The sequence below is a fragment of the Zhongshania antarctica genome, from assembly GCF_014202945.1.
GTDB lineage: Bacteria > Pseudomonadota > Gammaproteobacteria > Pseudomonadales > Spongiibacteraceae > Spongiibacter > Spongiibacter antarcticus.
In genome coordinates this window covers 13,753-28,887 of sequence record NZ_JACHHW010000001.1, presented here as the reverse complement: position 1 = coordinate 28,887, position 15,135 = coordinate 13,753, and the positions used below count along the sequence as shown (strand labels likewise).

Annotated in this window: 15 protein-coding genes; 14 read left to right on the top strand and 1 reads right to left on the bottom strand. The window is 52.2% G+C overall.

All coding sequences use genetic code 11. The annotated features are described in order from the left end of the window. Positions 1 to 12 precede the first annotated feature (12 nt). The 14 genes from truA (at position 13) to HNQ57_RS00070 (ending at position 14,442) form a co-directional block, all read left to right on the top strand. Positions 13 to 849, top strand: coding sequence for a tRNA pseudouridine(38-40) synthase TruA (gene truA / locus HNQ57_RS00135; protein WP_184460615.1), 837 nt, complete (start codon positions 13 to 15; stop codon positions 847 to 849). 75 nt (positions 850 to 924) lie between these two features. Then, on the top strand, positions 925 to 1,560 hold the full coding sequence (locus HNQ57_RS00130; RefSeq protein WP_184460614.1) for a phosphoribosylanthranilate isomerase: 636 nt from the start codon (positions 925 to 927) through the stop codon (positions 1,558 to 1,560). Then, the gene (gene trpB / locus HNQ57_RS00125; protein WP_184460613.1) at positions 1,561 to 2,784 is read left to right on the top strand and encodes a tryptophan synthase subunit beta; all 1,224 of its coding nucleotides are present in this window, start codon (positions 1,561 to 1,563) and stop codon (positions 2,782 to 2,784) included. It begins immediately after the preceding gene. A gap of 12 nt (positions 2,785 to 2,796) precedes the next feature. Beyond that, complete coding sequence (gene trpA / locus HNQ57_RS00120; protein WP_184460612.1) at positions 2,797 to 3,606, top strand: tryptophan synthase subunit alpha; 810 nt, start codon at positions 2,797 to 2,799, stop codon at positions 3,604 to 3,606. 153 nt (positions 3,607 to 3,759) lie between these two features. Beyond that, positions 3,760 to 4,629 (top strand): acetyl-CoA carboxylase, carboxyltransferase subunit beta, encoded by an 870-nt coding sequence (gene accD, locus HNQ57_RS00115; RefSeq protein WP_184460611.1) that lies wholly within the window; start codon positions 3,760 to 3,762, stop codon positions 4,627 to 4,629. A 14-nt stretch (positions 4,630 to 4,643) separates the two neighbouring features. Continuing rightward, positions 4,644 to 5,957, top strand: coding sequence for a bifunctional tetrahydrofolate synthase/dihydrofolate synthase (gene folC / locus HNQ57_RS00110; RefSeq protein ID WP_184460610.1), 1,314 nt, complete (start codon positions 4,644 to 4,646; stop codon positions 5,955 to 5,957). Next, positions 5,957 to 6,574 carry an SPOR domain-containing protein gene (locus HNQ57_RS00105; RefSeq protein ID WP_184460609.1) on the top strand — a complete coding sequence of 206 codons (618 nt, stop codon included), beginning with the start codon at positions 5,957 to 5,959 and terminating at the stop codon, positions 6,572 to 6,574. The genes folC and HNQ57_RS00105 overlap by 1 nt, the downstream gene beginning before the upstream one ends. 98 nt (positions 6,575 to 6,672) lie before the next feature. Further along, on the top strand, positions 6,673 to 7,197 hold the full coding sequence (locus tag HNQ57_RS00100) for a CvpA family protein (protein WP_184460608.1): 525 nt from the start codon (positions 6,673 to 6,675) through the stop codon (positions 7,195 to 7,197). A 36-nt stretch (positions 7,198 to 7,233) separates the two neighbouring features. Continuing rightward, the gene (gene purF / locus HNQ57_RS00095; RefSeq protein ID WP_184460607.1) at positions 7,234 to 8,754 is read left to right on the top strand and encodes an amidophosphoribosyltransferase; all 1,521 of its coding nucleotides are present in this window, start codon (positions 7,234 to 7,236) and stop codon (positions 8,752 to 8,754) included. A 25-nt stretch (positions 8,755 to 8,779) separates the two neighbouring features. Next, the gene (locus tag HNQ57_RS00090) at positions 8,780 to 9,991 is read left to right on the top strand and encodes an O-succinylhomoserine sulfhydrylase (protein ID WP_184460606.1); all 1,212 of its coding nucleotides are present in this window, start codon (positions 8,780 to 8,782) and stop codon (positions 9,989 to 9,991) included. Beyond that, positions 9,981 to 10,910 carry an AAA family ATPase gene (locus HNQ57_RS00085; protein WP_184460605.1) on the top strand — a complete coding sequence of 310 codons (930 nt, stop codon included), beginning with the start codon at positions 9,981 to 9,983 and terminating at the stop codon, positions 10,908 to 10,910. The genes HNQ57_RS00090 and HNQ57_RS00085 overlap by 11 nt, the downstream gene beginning before the upstream one ends. A 2-nt stretch (positions 10,911 to 10,912) precedes the next feature. Continuing rightward, positions 10,913 to 11,866, top strand: coding sequence for a DUF58 domain-containing protein (locus HNQ57_RS00080; RefSeq protein WP_184460604.1), 954 nt, complete (start codon positions 10,913 to 10,915; stop codon positions 11,864 to 11,866). Continuing rightward, on the top strand, positions 11,867 to 13,876 hold the full coding sequence (locus tag HNQ57_RS00075) for a transglutaminase TgpA family protein (protein ID WP_184460603.1): 2,010 nt from the start codon (positions 11,867 to 11,869) through the stop codon (positions 13,874 to 13,876). Beyond that, positions 13,873 to 14,442 (top strand): mechanosensitive ion channel family protein, encoded by a 570-nt coding sequence (locus HNQ57_RS00070; protein ID WP_184460602.1) that lies wholly within the window; start codon positions 13,873 to 13,875, stop codon positions 14,440 to 14,442. Before HNQ57_RS00075 ends, HNQ57_RS00070 begins: the two co-directional genes overlap by 4 nt. Positions 14,443 to 14,455: 13 nt before the next feature. On the opposite strand, the gene HNQ57_RS00065 is transcribed toward HNQ57_RS00070, so the two are convergent. Next, positions 14,456 to 15,067 (bottom strand): TetR/AcrR family transcriptional regulator, encoded by a 612-nt coding sequence (locus HNQ57_RS00065; protein WP_184460601.1) that lies wholly within the window; start codon positions 15,065 to 15,067, stop codon positions 14,456 to 14,458. Positions 15,068 to 15,135: the final 68 nt, after the last annotated feature.

The following is a 15,135-nucleotide window of genomic DNA, read 5'->3' as shown; positions in this document are numbered from 1 at the left end:
GTGGCAGTTGGCATGACGAGCTTCGATCGCTTTGCCGATGAGCTATTACCCTTAGGAAGTCGCATAGCACTTGCCTTTGAATACCAAGGGAGTGCTTATCGCGGCTGGCAGAGTCAATTAAAACCGCAGGTGGCGACCATTCAGGAGCGGCTCGAAAAAGCCATTTCTGCAATCGCTGCTGCGCCGGTAACCGTGATGTGCGCCGGTCGAACAGACGCAGGCGTGCATGCCACTCATCAAATTGTTCATTTTGACGCGCCGGTGAGTCGCTCTTTGCGGTCTTGGGTTGCAGGGGTGAATGCCAAGCTACCAAAAGATATCGCCGTGCTATGGGCGCAACAGGTGCCGGATGATTTTCACGCGCGTTTTTCGGCAACAGCCCGGCGTTATCGCTACGTTATTCTCAATCAACCCCGGCGCTCAGCGCATCTTGTTCATGGCGTGACCTTGGTCGACGCCGAATTAGATGAAAAACTGATGCATGAAGAAGCGCAGGTACTGTTGGGTGAACAAGATTTTAGCGGATTTCGGGCGGCGTCTTGTCAGTCAAATACCGCAATGCGCAATATCCACTTTGCCAATGTGAGTCGTCGAGGTCGCTATGTGGTCATTGATATCGCTGGCAACGCGTTTTTGCATCATATGGTGAGGAATATCGCCGGTGTGCTTATTGCTGTTGGCAGTGGTGAAATGCCAGTGGGCTGGACACGTCAAGTTTTAGAGGGGCGCGATCGCAGCAAGGGCGGGGTTACCGCTAAGCCCGACGGTTTGTATTTGGTCGATGTCATCTACCCCGAATACTTTAATTTGCCCAAAACCCACTTGGGTCCTGATTTTCTTGTGTCCTGATGTGGGCTTTTACAGACACGTCCCTAGCTTATTTGTTAATATTCGCTCCAATTAATTGCTTGGCTGTACATCTAAGTGTCCCGTACCCGCGTAAAAATCTGTGGTATTACCCGAGCTGAAGACGCTGCGGCAGCGATACGTGCCGGTGCGGATGCCTTGGGCTTTGTTTTTTACGCAAAAAGCCCACGCAGTGTAAGTGCTGCGCACGCAGCCGACATTATGGCGGGGCTGCCGGTCTTTGTTAGCAAGGTGGGGCTATTTGTTAATGCCGACGCCGAAGAAGTCCGGCAGGTATTGGCCGTGTGTGAACTGGATTTGTTGCAGTTTCACGGCGATGAAACCCCAGCGTATTGTGCGTCTTTTGCTAAACCCTATATGAAAGCGATACGTATGCGTGATGGCGTCGATGTGGCAGAGGCGATGCAAGCCTACGCCAGTGCCTCGGCAATATTGCTCGACAGCTATAAGCCGGGTGTGCCGGGCGGTACAGGGGAATCTTTCGACTGGGTGCGATTTCCCACCAATAGTGAACGGCCCTTGGTTCTTGCCGGCGGTTTGCGACCAGATAATGCCGGGGCTGCAATTGCGAGCTGTAAACCCTATGCCTTGGATGTCAGTGGCGGCGTTGAATCTGCGCCGGGTATTAAATGTGCCCACGCCATGACACGTTTTATTGAAGCGGTCAGCCAAGCTGACCGACGGGAGGATTGAGTGAGTAGTAAGGTAGTAACACCTGATTTTAGCCAGTTTCCAGACGCCAGTGGCCATTTTGGCCCCTATGGCGGTCGCTTTGTCTCCGAGACCTTAATTTTTGCGCTAGACGAGTTGGCTGCGGCCTACCAGCGCCTGCGGAAAGACCCTGCGTTTCAGGCTGAATTTGACCATGACCTGGCCCACTATGTGGGTCGTCCATCGCCACTCTATTACGCCAAACGTTGGTCAGAAGAAGTGGGTGGTGCGCGGATTTTCCTCAAGCGTGAAGATCTTAATCATACCGGTGCGCACAAAGTAAATAACACGGTTGGCCAAGCTTTGCTGGCGAAATACATGGGTAAAAAACATGTGATCGCGGAAACCGGCGCGGGCCAGCACGGCGTTGCGACCGCAACCGTTGCTGCGCGTTTGGGCATGACTTGCCAGGTGTTTATGGGCGAAGAGGATATTCAGCGGCAGGCCTTAAATGTCTATCGCATGAAATTACTCGGCGCTGAGGTGATTTCGGTTAAATCCGGTTCGCGCACCCTGAAAGATGCCATGAACGAAGCCATGCGCAACTGGGTAACCAATGTAGACGACACGTTTTACATTATTGGCACTGCCGCGGGCCCGCACCCATACCCGATGTTAGTTCGAGACTTTCAGTCGGTTATTGGCCGCGAAGCACGGGAGCAGTGTTTGGCTCAGAATGGCCGCCTGCCAGACGCCTTGGTTGCCTGTGTTGGTGGTGGTTCTAACGCTATCGGTTTGTTTCACCCCTTTCTTAACGACGAAGGCGTGGCCATGTACGGTGTCGAGGCCGGCGGTCACGGCGTGGCGAGCGGCGAGCACGCCGCGCCCTTAAATGACGGTATTCCGGGAATATTGCACGGTAACCGCACCTACCTAATGCAGGACGAAGCGGGACAAATTATTGAAACCCACTCGGTCTCAGCGGGGCTTGATTACCCCGGTGTTGGTCCTGAACATTCGTGGTTGAAAGACATGGGCCGGGTGAACTATGTTGCGATTGATGATGACGAGGCCCTGGCAGCATTCCGCAAACTGACATTGGTTGAAGGTATTATGCCCGCGCTAGAGTCTGCTCACGCCGTCGCTTATGCCGAAAAATTGGCCAAAACCATGAGCCCGGAACAGCATATCGTGGTGAATCTGTCTGGTCGTGGTGATAAAGACATTCATACCGTCGCAACACTCGACGGTATTGGGATTGAATAACGGGGAAGTATTTTGAGTCGTTTAGCTGCTTTATTTGCAAGTTTAAAGACCCAGGGCCGCAAGGCTTTGGTACCGTATATTGTTGCTGGCGACCCTGAGCCGTCGGTAACTGTGAGCATAATGCATGAGCTGGTTCGCCAAGGCGCCGATATTATTGAGCTGGGGGTGCCGTTTTCCGACCCAATGGCGGAAGGCCCAGTCATTCAGTTGGCTCACGAGCGCGCCTTGGCTCACAAGGTATCGTTGACGATGGCCTTGGCGATGGTTGCCGAGTTTCGTGAGACTGACAGCAAAACCGCAGTGGTATTAATGGGTTACGCTAACCCCATCGAGCGTATGGGCTATGGGGTGTTCGCTGAGCGTGCAGCTGCGGCCGGGGTAGACGGTTTGTTGACCGTGGATATGCCGCCAGAGGAGGCTGAAGAGCCGAGCCGCGTACTTAAAGCGGCCGGTATTGATAATATCTTCTTGTTAGCGCCGACCACGGACAATACCCGCATCGCCAAAATTGCCGCATTGGCAAGCGGCTACCTTTATTGCGTCGCCTTAAAAGGGGTGACCGGCGCCGGCAACCTAGATATTTCGGCGGTTACTCAGTTATTGAATAACATCAAGACGCATACTGACCTGCCGATCACTGTCGGGTTTGGCATTAAAGACGGCGCCTCTGCTGCTGCCTTGGCGCCCTTGTGCGCTGGTGTTGTTGTTGGTAGCGCGCTGATTGAGCGCTTGGCCAGTGCCGACCGGAGTCAGGGAGATAGTGTTTGGATTCCCTCCGTGCTTTCGTTGATTGGTGAGATGCGTGTCGCAATAGACGCATAGTTGTGTCGTAGTGCGTGATTTAAAGGCCTGCGCGATACTGCCATTTTTTGTGTGAATACGCTAAAGTGGCGCCCGGACTAAACGGTTTTTAGAATAATTGTGTAGTAGTTTTGTACATTCAGCCAAAGGCTGGATAACTAACAGGAACGGATTATGAGTTGGGTAGACAAAATTCTTCCTTCGGGAGTGCGTCGGGTAGAGTCGGAAAAGCGCAGCGCTAAAGGTGTAGTGCCGGAAGGTCTGTGGAAAAAGTGCGTGAAGTGCGAGGCGGTTTTGTATCGCCCCGAGTTGGAAAGCAATATGGACGTTTGTCCTAAATGTGGCCACCACATGCGCATTGGTGCGCGTCGGCGCATTGCTTTGTTTCTCGATGAGACTGGCCGTGAGGAAATTCTTGCCCATATCGAACCTGTTGATCGTCTCAAATTCAAAGACAAAAAGAAATACCGCGACCGCTTGACCTCAGCGCAAAAGTCGACGGGTGAAAAAGATGCACTTATCGCCTATACCGGTAAGGTCAAAGGCCTGCCGGTTGTCGTTGTGGCCTTTGAATTTAACTTCCATGGCGGTTCAATGGGCTCTGCTGTGGGCGAAAAATTCACCCAAGCTGCCAATGTCGCCATGAAAGAAGGCTGGCCACTGATTTGTTTCTCTGCCTCTGGCGGCGCGCGGATGCAAGAAGCGCTTATTTCCTTAATGCAAATGGCCAAGACCAGTGCTGTACTTGAGCGCATGAAGCAAAACAGCGTGCCCTATGTTTCGGTAATGACCGACCCTATCTACGGTGGCGTGTCGGCGAGTTTGGCTTTGCTTGGTGATATTAATGTTGCTGAGCCGGGCGCGCGGGCCGGTTTTGCAGGTCCCAATATTATTGAGCAAACCATTCGTCAAAAATTACCGCCAGGCTTTCAGCTCAGTGAGTTTTTGCTGGCCCACGGCGCAATCGATATGATTGTGCGTCGAGCTGATATGCGTGACACCCTAAGTCGAATACTGTCTAGCCTTACGCATTACACCCATTAAGCACGATAAAGGCGATGCGCTTTACGACGCTTGATGAGTGGTTGCAATGGCTGGAATGTCAGCACCCCCGTGCGATAGATTTGGGTCTTGAGCGGGTTTCCGTTGTTGCCAAGGCCCTTAATATTGCCCTAGCTATGCCCGTTATCACGGTGGCGGGTACAAACGGCAAAGGCAGTTGTGTGGCGCTAAGTAGCGCCATTCTTCGTGCTGAAGGCTATCGGGTTGGCACGTACACCTCACCCCATCTTGTTCATTACAATGAACGTATCGTCATTGCCGGTCGGTGTGTGCACGACGAGGAGTTGCTCCTCGCGTTCAGCGCAATCGATGAGGCTCGCGGCGCCACGTCATTGACGTATTTTGAGTTTGGCACGCTGGCCGCGTTATGGCTGTTTCAGCGTGCTGAGCTCGATGTCGTCATCCTTGAAGTGGGGCTTGGCGGTCGTTTGGACGCGGTGAATATTGTTGATGCCGATATTGCCATTGTTAGCTCTATTGCGATTGACCATGAGGCCTGGTTGGGGCGTGACCGTGAGGTCATTGGGCGCGAGAAGGCTGGGGTTTTTCGCCAAGGTCGAATTGCGGTGGTGGGGGATGTGGATCCGCCGCAGTCGGTGTTGAACTATGGGCGCGATATTGGCGCGAGTGTTCTATGCCGAGATCGGGACTATTCGTATCGCGAATCAGCAAACCAATGGCAGTGGCAGGGCTTGGATGCGCAGGGCGATAAGCTCGAATACCATGGCTTACCGCTGCCCAGCGTTTTGCTCGGCAATGCCGCAACCGTTCTGCAAGCCTTGCAGTATCTAGATTTGAGTGTTTCTGACGCCGCGGTGAGAAGCGGCTTGTCGCTTGTTGAACTGCCTGGTCGCTGCCAACATATAGCGTTAGATGGCGTTGATATTGTTTTAGATGTCGCGCATAACCCCGCTGCAGTTGTTACACTGCGCGAACATTTACAGCAACATCCTGCTAGCGGCCGCAGTCGTTGCGTTTTTGCGGTTATGGCTGATAAAGCGATTGCGGAAATGGTCGGCATTTTACAGCCATGCTTCGAGAATTGGTGGCTGGCAGATTTAGGTGGAAATAGCCGCGCCGCTGGGGCGAGTGATGTGGCGGGTATGTTAATGGCTCAGCAAATCAGCGGAGTCGAGTATGGTGGCACCGTGGCAGAAAGTATTCAGCAGGCTATAGCGCAATCAGCGAGCGGTGACCGTGTTGTGGTTTTTGGCTCTTTTTTCACCGTGGCAGAAGCCATGTTGTTTTTGTCCAAGCGTGGCGGAGTCGATGTGAGTTCGGTCATAACCGCCAAGGGGAATACATTGTGATGAAACAGCGCTTAATCGGTGCCTTGGTGTTACTCTGCGGCGGCGTTATTTTGTGGTCCTTACTGTTTACCGGTCCGGCGGCCTCTAAGCTTGATCGCCATAGTCAAATTCCGGCGGCGCCACAATTTGAACCTTTGCTTGAGGCGGAGCCCGAGCGACCTGAAGGTATTACACCAGCTGACACTGAGCTTGTGCCGCCGCAGCCTGTTCCGCGCATAGACGACGAGGTGTCCTCGGTGCCAGTGCAAGCCAAATCGCGTCCTCCGGCTGTTGCGGCGCTAGCAAAGCCAAGCAGTGCTCCAGTGGCAAAACCCCCTGTGCAACAGCCAAGCAGGGAGGCACCGACGACGAAGCCCGGACTGGATAAGCACGGCTTACCATTAGCCTGGGTGGTGCAAGTAGGGGTGTTTGGCAATGCCGATAATGCGGCCGCCCTTAAAAAATCACTGCAAGGCGCGGGCTACAAAGCGTTTACAGATCAAATACAGCGTGACGGCAAGCGTTTTCACCGAGTCTTGGTAGGGCCGGTATTGAGCGAAGACAAGGCTGTTGCCCAGCAAGGCGCAATTAATACGCGATTCAATGTTAAGTCTATCGTTAATCGCTTTGAGCCATAGAGCGGCATCAATTTAATGGCCAGAGTGAAATCTTACTTGGGCTGGGGACGCGAGCTTGTTAGAATTCGCGTCTCGAAATTCCACGGGAGCTGTTTAGAGTGCTGAGCACGTTAGTTTGGGTAGATTGGGCCATTATTGGCGTTGTCACCATGTCTGCACTTATTAGTTTAATTCGTGGTTTTGTCAAAGAAGCACTGTCGCTGGCCTCTTGGGCGGTGGCATTTTTTGTCAGTGTTGCTTTCCATAGCCAAGCCGTAGGCCTACTTGAAAATCTAGTTGATAAAATTTACCTGCGAGAAATTTTGGCGTATGTGCTGCTGTTTGGTGGCACCTTGGTACTGGGCAGTTTACTGACCCACTTTATTGCCATGGTCGTTAAGCGCACCGGTCTTAGCGGCACAGACCGCTTATTGGGTATGATATTTGGCACCACCCGCGGTTTGATTGTGGTGTTGGCCGCTTTAGTTTTACTCCCGTCGTTATTGACGGGCATTGAAAATGATCAGTGGTGGAAGGAATCGCAGCTGATACCCGAGTTTCTGTTGATGAAGGACTGGTCAGAGCAGAGCTTCAACGATGTGGTTAACTGGGTGTCGACATTAATGTCGAACAACTCCGTATAAACGCATTGATCTTCACCTTAATTGAGGTAGTACTGCATGTGTGGCATTGCAGGCATAGTCGCCAAGTCCAACGTAAATCAAGATTTATATGATGCCTTAACGGTATTGCAACACCGCGGCCAGGACGCCGCCGGTATTGTGACCTTTGCTGATGGTAAATTAAATCAGCGCAAAGGCAATGGTCTAGTAAAGGATGTGTTTCACACCAGACACATGCAGCGCTTAACCGGCAATATTGGCATTGGTCACGTTCGCTACCCAACGGCGGGTAGCTCAAGTCCTGCTTTGGCGCAGCCTTTTTACGTTAATTCACCTTACGGTATTAGCCTTGCGCACAATGGTAATTTAACCAATGCCGCTGAATTATCCCAAGAGCTATTCCAGTCTGATCTGCGCCACCTCAATACAGACTCAGATTCTGAGGTTCTTCTTAACGTTTTTGCACACGAATTACAGAAACTCGGTAAATTAGTGCCTGAAGCCGATGACGTTTTTTCTGCGGTTAGCGGTGTTCATAATCGCTGTAAGGGCGGCTATGCCGTGGTGGCGATGATCGCCAATTACGGTGTTATTGGTTTTCGCGACCCAAACGGTATCCGTCCTTTAGTGTACGGCGTGCGCGAATCAGCTAGCGGCAAAGAATATATGTTGGCCTCGGAAAGCGTGGCCTTAGACGCACTGGGTTATAAATTAGTCGCCGATGTTGCTCCGGGTGAAGCGGTCTATATCCAAACCTCTGGCGAAATTCACGTACGCAAATGCGCCGACGCGGCGGATTACCGACCCTGTATTTTCGAACATGTGTATTTTGCGCGGCCCGATTCTATTATGGACGGCATTTCGGTTTATAAATCTCGGCTGCGTCAGGGCGAGCGTTTGGCAGAAAAGATTCTGCGAGATCACCCAGGTCACGATATCGACGTTATTGTGCCAATTCCGGATTCTAGCCGTATTGCTGCACAGTCAATGGCGGCAAAATTAGGCGTTAAATTCCGCGAAGGCTTGGTAAAAAACCGCTATATCGGCCGTACTTTTATTATGCCAGGGCAGAGCGCCCGGAAAAAATCGGTAAAACAAAAACTGAATGCCATTGGTCTTGAATTTAAAGACAAGAACGTCATGCTAGTGGACGATTCCATCGTTCGGGGCACCACCTGCCAGCAGATCATTGAAATGGCGCGGGATGCCGGTGCTCGCAAGGTGTATTTTGCCTCGGCAGCGCCCCCAGTTCGCTACCCCAATGTCTACGGTATCGATATGCCGTCAGTCGATGAGCTCATTGCCCACGGCCGCACGGTTGAAGAGATTCGCACTGAAATAGGCGCTGATTGGCTTATATACCAAGATCTTGATGACTTAGTGCATTGCTCCTCGGAAGGTAACCCTAAGATCAATGATTTTGAGTGTTCGGTGTTTAACGGTGACTATATTACCGGCGATGTCGATCAAGCATACCTCGATAAATTGGCAGCAGACCGCAATGACAATAGTCAAAAGGAGCGTAATTCCAGCAGTGGTGACGGCGCGCTGATTGGTTTGCATAATGACGTATCATAAAAGCGGATTGGTCTAGGTAGAAGACATGACTGAACAGGAATATTTAGCCCAGCGCGTGGCGGTACTCGACGCCGCTGCACTTGATACTCGTGCGGTGCGCAGTGGTCAGCGACGCACCGCGGAAGGCGAGCACTCTGAGCCAATATTTACGACCTCAAGTTATGTGTTTGCTTCAGCGTCCGAAGCCGCAGCGCGGTTTTCTGGTGAGCAGCCCGGCAATGTTTACTCGCGTTATACCAACCCTACCGTGCGCACGTTTGAAGAGCGCATCGCGGCCCTAGAAGGCGCCGAAATGGGGGTGGCGACGGCCTCGGGTATGGCGGCTATTCTCAGTACGTGTATGGCCTTGCTCAAGACCGGAGACCATATCGTCTGCTCTCGCAGTGTGTTTGGCACTACCACGGTATTACTCACTAAATTCTTAGGCAAAGTCGGTATACGCACCACGTTTGTCGACTTGGTTGACCCAGAAGCGTGGCAGGCAGCGATAGGTGAAGATACTCGTCTGCTGTTTCTTGAGACGCCATCTAACCCACTGTCGGAAGTGGCGGATATTCGCGCCCTGGCCGATATTGCCCATAAGCACAATTGCTTGTTGGTGGTAGATAACTGTTTTTGCACGCCAGCCTTGCAGCTGCCTTTGGCTTTGGGCGCAGATATCGTGGTGCACTCGGCCACTAAATATCTAGATGGTCAAGGTCGCTGTGTGGGTGGCGCGGTCGTTGGCCGTCGCGAACATATGGACGAAGTCTTAGCCTTTATTCGCACTGCGGGCCCGAGTATGAGCCCCTTTAACGCCTGGGTTTTTCTAAAGGGGCTAGAAACCTTGCGCCTGCGGATGATGGCGCACTCGGCCAGTGCCCTAGCCCTGGCGCAGTGGCTGCAAACACAGTCGAATATCGACAAAGTTCATTATTCAGGTTTAGAAGATCACCCTCAACACGCGTTGGCTGCAGCTCAACAAAAGGCCTTTGGTGGGGTGATGTCGTTTGAAGTGCGTGGCGATCAGGCGGCGGCGTGGCGATTTATTGATGCCACGCGGTTGGTGTCAATAACGGCTAATCTCGGCGACGCGAAAACCACGATCGTGCACCCAGCGACGACCACGCACGGTCGCTTAAGTCCGGAACAGCGCGCGGAGGCGGGCATTAAAGACAATTTGATTCGCGTCGCGGTGGGCCTAGAAGATATAGCGGATTTGCGCGCCGACTTACAGCGTGGTCTCGATGCCGTCTGATCAATTGGCTGTGCTCGCGGCGGTAAGTGACGAGATTGGGCGGGTAGTCTTAGGTAAAGACCGTCAAGTACAGCAAGCCTTGTGCTGCTTATTAGCGCGGGGCCATTTGCTTATTGAAGACGTGCCCGGCGTTGGAAAAACCACCCTGTCCCAGGCCTTTGCCAGAGTCACGGGGCTGGACTACCAGCGCATGCAATTTACCAGCGACTTGCTGCCGGCTGATATCTTAGGGGTGTCGGTATTCGACCGTAATAGCAACGCCTTTCATTTTCATCCGGGGCCAATTTTTACCCAATTTCTACTCGTTGATGAAATTAATCGCGCCAGTCCCAAGACGCAAAGTGCGCTACTTGAAGCAATGGCTGAACAGCAGGTCAGTATTGAAGGCGAAACGCGTCCTTTACCCCAGCCTTATTTTGTTATGGCGACGCAAAATCCGTGGTTTCAATCTGGAACCTTTCCGTTGCCGGAATCCCAGCTCGACCGCTTTTTGATGCGGATTTCACTCGGTTACCCCGATGAGCGGTCGGAGCGGCGCTTGCTGGCGGGCGGTGATCCCCGCGCGGTGTTAAGCCAGTTGCGAGCCTTGCTCAATGCCGAAAAGATTATTGCCCTGCAAAATGCGGTAGACGCAATTGAAGTCCGCGACAGCGTGCTGTCGTATGTTCAGCGTCTAATCGGTTTTACCCGTCAAGATTCGCACTACGCTTTTGGCCTGTCTACCCGCGCCGCATTGGCACTTATTCAATGCGCGAAGGCGTGGGCGATGTTACAAGGGCGTGACTACGTATTGCCCGACGACATCCAATTGGTGCTAGAGCCCGTTGCCGCCCATCGACTCAAGGCAGCTGCCGACGGTCAAGGTGATGGTCCGGATTTAATCAAGCGCTTATTGTCACAGGTACCGGTAGTGGTATAGCGATGAAAAACCGGATTAGAGCGTTATTTCGTCGCCGTTTTAATAGCTGGTTAGACAAACGCAGTCCGCGCTGTAGTGAAATCACTCTCAATCAACGCCGTATTTTCATCATTCCCTCCAGTGCTGGCTTGGGTTTTGCCATCATGTTACTGGGCTTGCTACTGCTGGCGATTAATTATCAGAATAATTTAATCTTTGCCTTATGCTTTTGGTTGTTCAGTATTTTTCTGGTGGCGATATTACACACCTACGCAAATTTATCTGGGCTGCTGCTGCGCGCCGGTGCGGCTGAGCCGGTATTTGCCGGTGAATTAGCCAGTTTTCATCTGCACTTGGAGGCTGGGCGGCGAGATCGCCATCGCTTGAATGTTGGCTTTCCCAATCAACAAATGGAAGTGTGCGATATTGACGCCGAGATGGGCGCAGCCAATGTCATTATTAAATACCCTACACAGAAGCGCGGCGCTTTGCGGCCGGGGCGGATGGAAGTCACGTCTCGCTACCCTTTAGGGATTTTGCGCTGCTGGAGTGCACCGTCCTTAGATTGGCATTGCCTAGTTTATCCGCGGCCGCGTTGTTTACGTCCCTTGCTCAACAGCGCTGACAGCGGCGAGGGACATATTCCTGATCGCAGCAATGATAGCGATGAATTCAGTGGCTTTAATCGTTATCAGGCGGGGCAGTCACCCCGGCGAATTTTTTGGAAGGCTTACGCCAAGGGCCAAGGTTTGCTGGTAAAGCAATATGAACAGTCTCAGGCCGATGAGTTGATTTTAGATTGGGATAGCTTAGAGGGCCTCAGTGTGGAAGAACGCTTGAGTACTCTTTGTGCCTGGGCGCTAGACTGCGACAAACAAGGTCTGGCTTACGGCTTAAAATTGCCGAAACTGAGCGTGCCGTCAGGCTCTGGCAGCGGGCAGCTGAGCAAGGTTCTGCGCGAACTGGCGGTCTTTTAAATGACGGCCGCGAATATTAATTTTGTCGCGCAACGCCAATCAGTTATTTGGCTGCTGTTGGCGCAACTGGTGACCTTGGCGCCGCTGCTCGGGGTGTTGCCCGTGTGGATACTTGCTGTATGGGCATTTGTCGCCCTCTGGTATTGGCGCATTGTTAGCGCTGCGTGGTCTTTTCCCGCGCGCTGGATCAAGGCGTGTATTGCACTGAGCACCCTTGGCGGCGTTTATTTCTCGTTTCCATCATTGTTTTCGCTAGAAGCCATGGTCACCATTTTGGTGTTAGCGGTCGTGCTTAAATTATTAGAGCTCAAAACGGCGCGAGACCACTGGCTGATTTTAATGCTCAGTTATTTCATTGTCGCTTGCGGTCTCCTGTTTTCTCAGCAGATTGGCGCACTCATTATGGCGCTATTGCAGATCGCAGTATTACTATTGGCCCAGCAAGCACTGCAGCGCCGACGGGCAAAGACCCTGCCGATGTTGCGTGTGGTCGGTGTCATGGCCTTGCAATCCCTGCCATTGATGTTGATGTTGTTTGTGATATTCCCCCGTATTGGGCCATTGTGGACCATGCCATTGCCGGGCGGGCAGGCGACCACGGGCATGTCTGACTCGCTGGAGTTTGGCGATATCGCTAAATTAAGTCAGTCTGGCGCGCTGGCTTTCAGGGTGCGGTTTAATGGCGTCATGCCAGCCTCCCACGATTTATATTGGCGAGGGCTGGTGCTCGACGATTTTGATGGTCGGCGTTGGACTCGCAGCAGTTGGTCGCTGTGGTCAAATAAAATGAACCCGCCGGTATTAGCCGAGCCGAAGCTGAATTACACCGTAACCTTGGAGCCGGGCAGCCACAAATGGTTATACACGCTACCTCAGGCGGCGGTAAGCCGCGACGATGTTTATTACAGCGATCAGCATTTGTGGCTACCGGCCAGGCCAATAACGGGCCGCATGCAGTACACCGTGAGCAGCAACTTGGGCCAAGGTTTGGTCGACAATAAGGCGTTAAGTCGTAAAAATTTGAGCTTAGGCCGGGCGGCTAACCCACGAGCCGAGGCGCTGGCAGCACAGTGGCAGACGCAGTGGCCAGACACTCAAGATCGGGTTGCTGCGGCAATTCGGTATTTTGAGCAAACACCGTTTATTTACACCCTCACACCGCCCTTACTCGGTGAGAGTAATGTCGATGAGTTCTTGTTTGATAGTCGGCAGGGCTTTTGTGAACATTTTGCGGGCAGTTTTGTGTACTTAATGCGCGCGGCAGGGGTACCTGCGCGGATAGTGGTGGGCTACCAAGGTGGTGAGTTTAATGATCGCGATGGCTACCTATTGGTTAATCAGTCCGACGCCCACGCCTGGGCAGAAGTGTATATTGAGGGGCAGGGGTGGTTGCGGGTAGATCCAACTGCAACGGTGGCCCCCAATCGTATTCGTTTAGGCGCAGAAGCGATGTTGCGGGATCAAGAGGGATACTTGGGCGAGTCGCCATTGTCCTTGCGCAACTACGAATGGGCTAAGCGTTTGCGGTATTTTGTTGATAATATCAATTATGCTTGGGCGCGCTGGATACTCAATTATGATTCCGGCACTCAAAATGATTTTCTCCTGCGGGTGCTCGGTGATATTAACCCCCAGCGTTTGATGCTAGTCATTATGTTGGCTGGGGGCATACCGCTGTGCTTGGCGGCTTTCTTTAGTTTGCGTTTACCTAAGCGCGCGGGCGAGGACTTGGCTGCACGCTATTACCTTGCTAGCTGCGCCGCGCTGGCGAGAAAGGGAGTGCCGCGTCGCGCAGGAGAAACACCGGACGATTACCTTCGGCGGGTAGAGGCTGGGCACGCTTGTTGGGCGGCTTGGTTGCGAGAGCAAACGCGGCTATTTAGCCTGTGCAGTTATTTACCCCAAGACAGTGTTTCCTACCAAGAGAATTTAACATCTTTAAAACGTGCGCGTCGCCCGCAAAAGTGGTTAGAACGCAGTACTAGTGCAACGGGATATACCAGTAAATGAATAAGTTTTTGATTGTGTTACTTGCCGTCGGTGTCATGTTTTATTTGAACCGCGTGCTCAATACCATGTTAATTAATTTTGCTGAGAAAAATCAGCGTTCCGCCTTGCGCGTGGGCTATGTTCGCAAGAGTTTGAATTTTGGAACCTTGCTGTTGGGCTTTGTGCTCGTGTGTTTTTTCTTGGGTTTGGGCTACCACCAAGTATTTATTTTCATATCGTCATTTTTGGCGGTGCTTGGCATTGCCTTGATTGCACAGTGGTCAATGCTCAGTCATTTAACCGCCGGCGTGATTATCTTTTTTGCCTTCCCTTACGGTATCGGTGATCGCATTAGAGTGGTGGATAAAGACGATGATATTAGCGGCCGAATTTTAGAAATTGCTTTGTTTCACGTGCTTATTCGGCGAGATGACGGCACTACAGTGGTATACCCCAATAGCATGATGTTGCAAAAGGCGGTTATTAAATTGACGGCAAACTCGTCGCTAGCCGCGCAAACCGACGGGTCTAAGCCGCCGTTAGATTCGGGTGCGGCGCCAGCGCTCCACAAAGAGCTCGAGGACTAAGACTGCGGCAAAATTAAGTTTGGTAGGCTTTTAAAAACATGCGCACGCAGTGCTGCGCATAGTTTTGTAGTTCAGTGGCAGACTTTGAATTGCCAATACACAGTAAGTTGCGAAATTGCGCCTCGCTGTGGATCATCGCGATGAGCTGGCTTGTGGCGAAGTCGATATTGTCGATGCGCAAATGACCTAGCTGGTTTTGCTCGCTTAAATAGTTACTCAAGCGCTGCCTGATTTTATCTGGCCCTGCGGCCCAAAACAGTTCGCCAACTTCGGTATTACCGCCTTCGCGAACGCAGACGCGAAAAATATCAATTGCTTCGGGGCTGCTTAGCAGCGAGGCGAGGTGGCTGCAGAAATAATTGAGATAAGCCTCGCAGCCCATCGCGCTGCTTTGCTTTTCGGGGACGAGTTCGTATTCATCACATTTGGACTCGATTGCGGCAGTAAATAACTGCTGCTTGTTGCCAAAGTGGCTGTATACCGTTTGTTTGGAAACCCCAGCTGTCTTGGCAATGCCTTCCATACTGACTTTTTCAAAGCCGTGCTCGACAAACAGCATTCCTGCAGAGAGGATGATTTGCTGGCGTTTTTCTTCGCTTTTGGAGCGGCCACGTTTTTCTTGCACGTTACAGTATCCGTGATTGCCTTTTTGTAATGCTAATTTAAACAAAATAGACTAGACAGTCCAGTTTG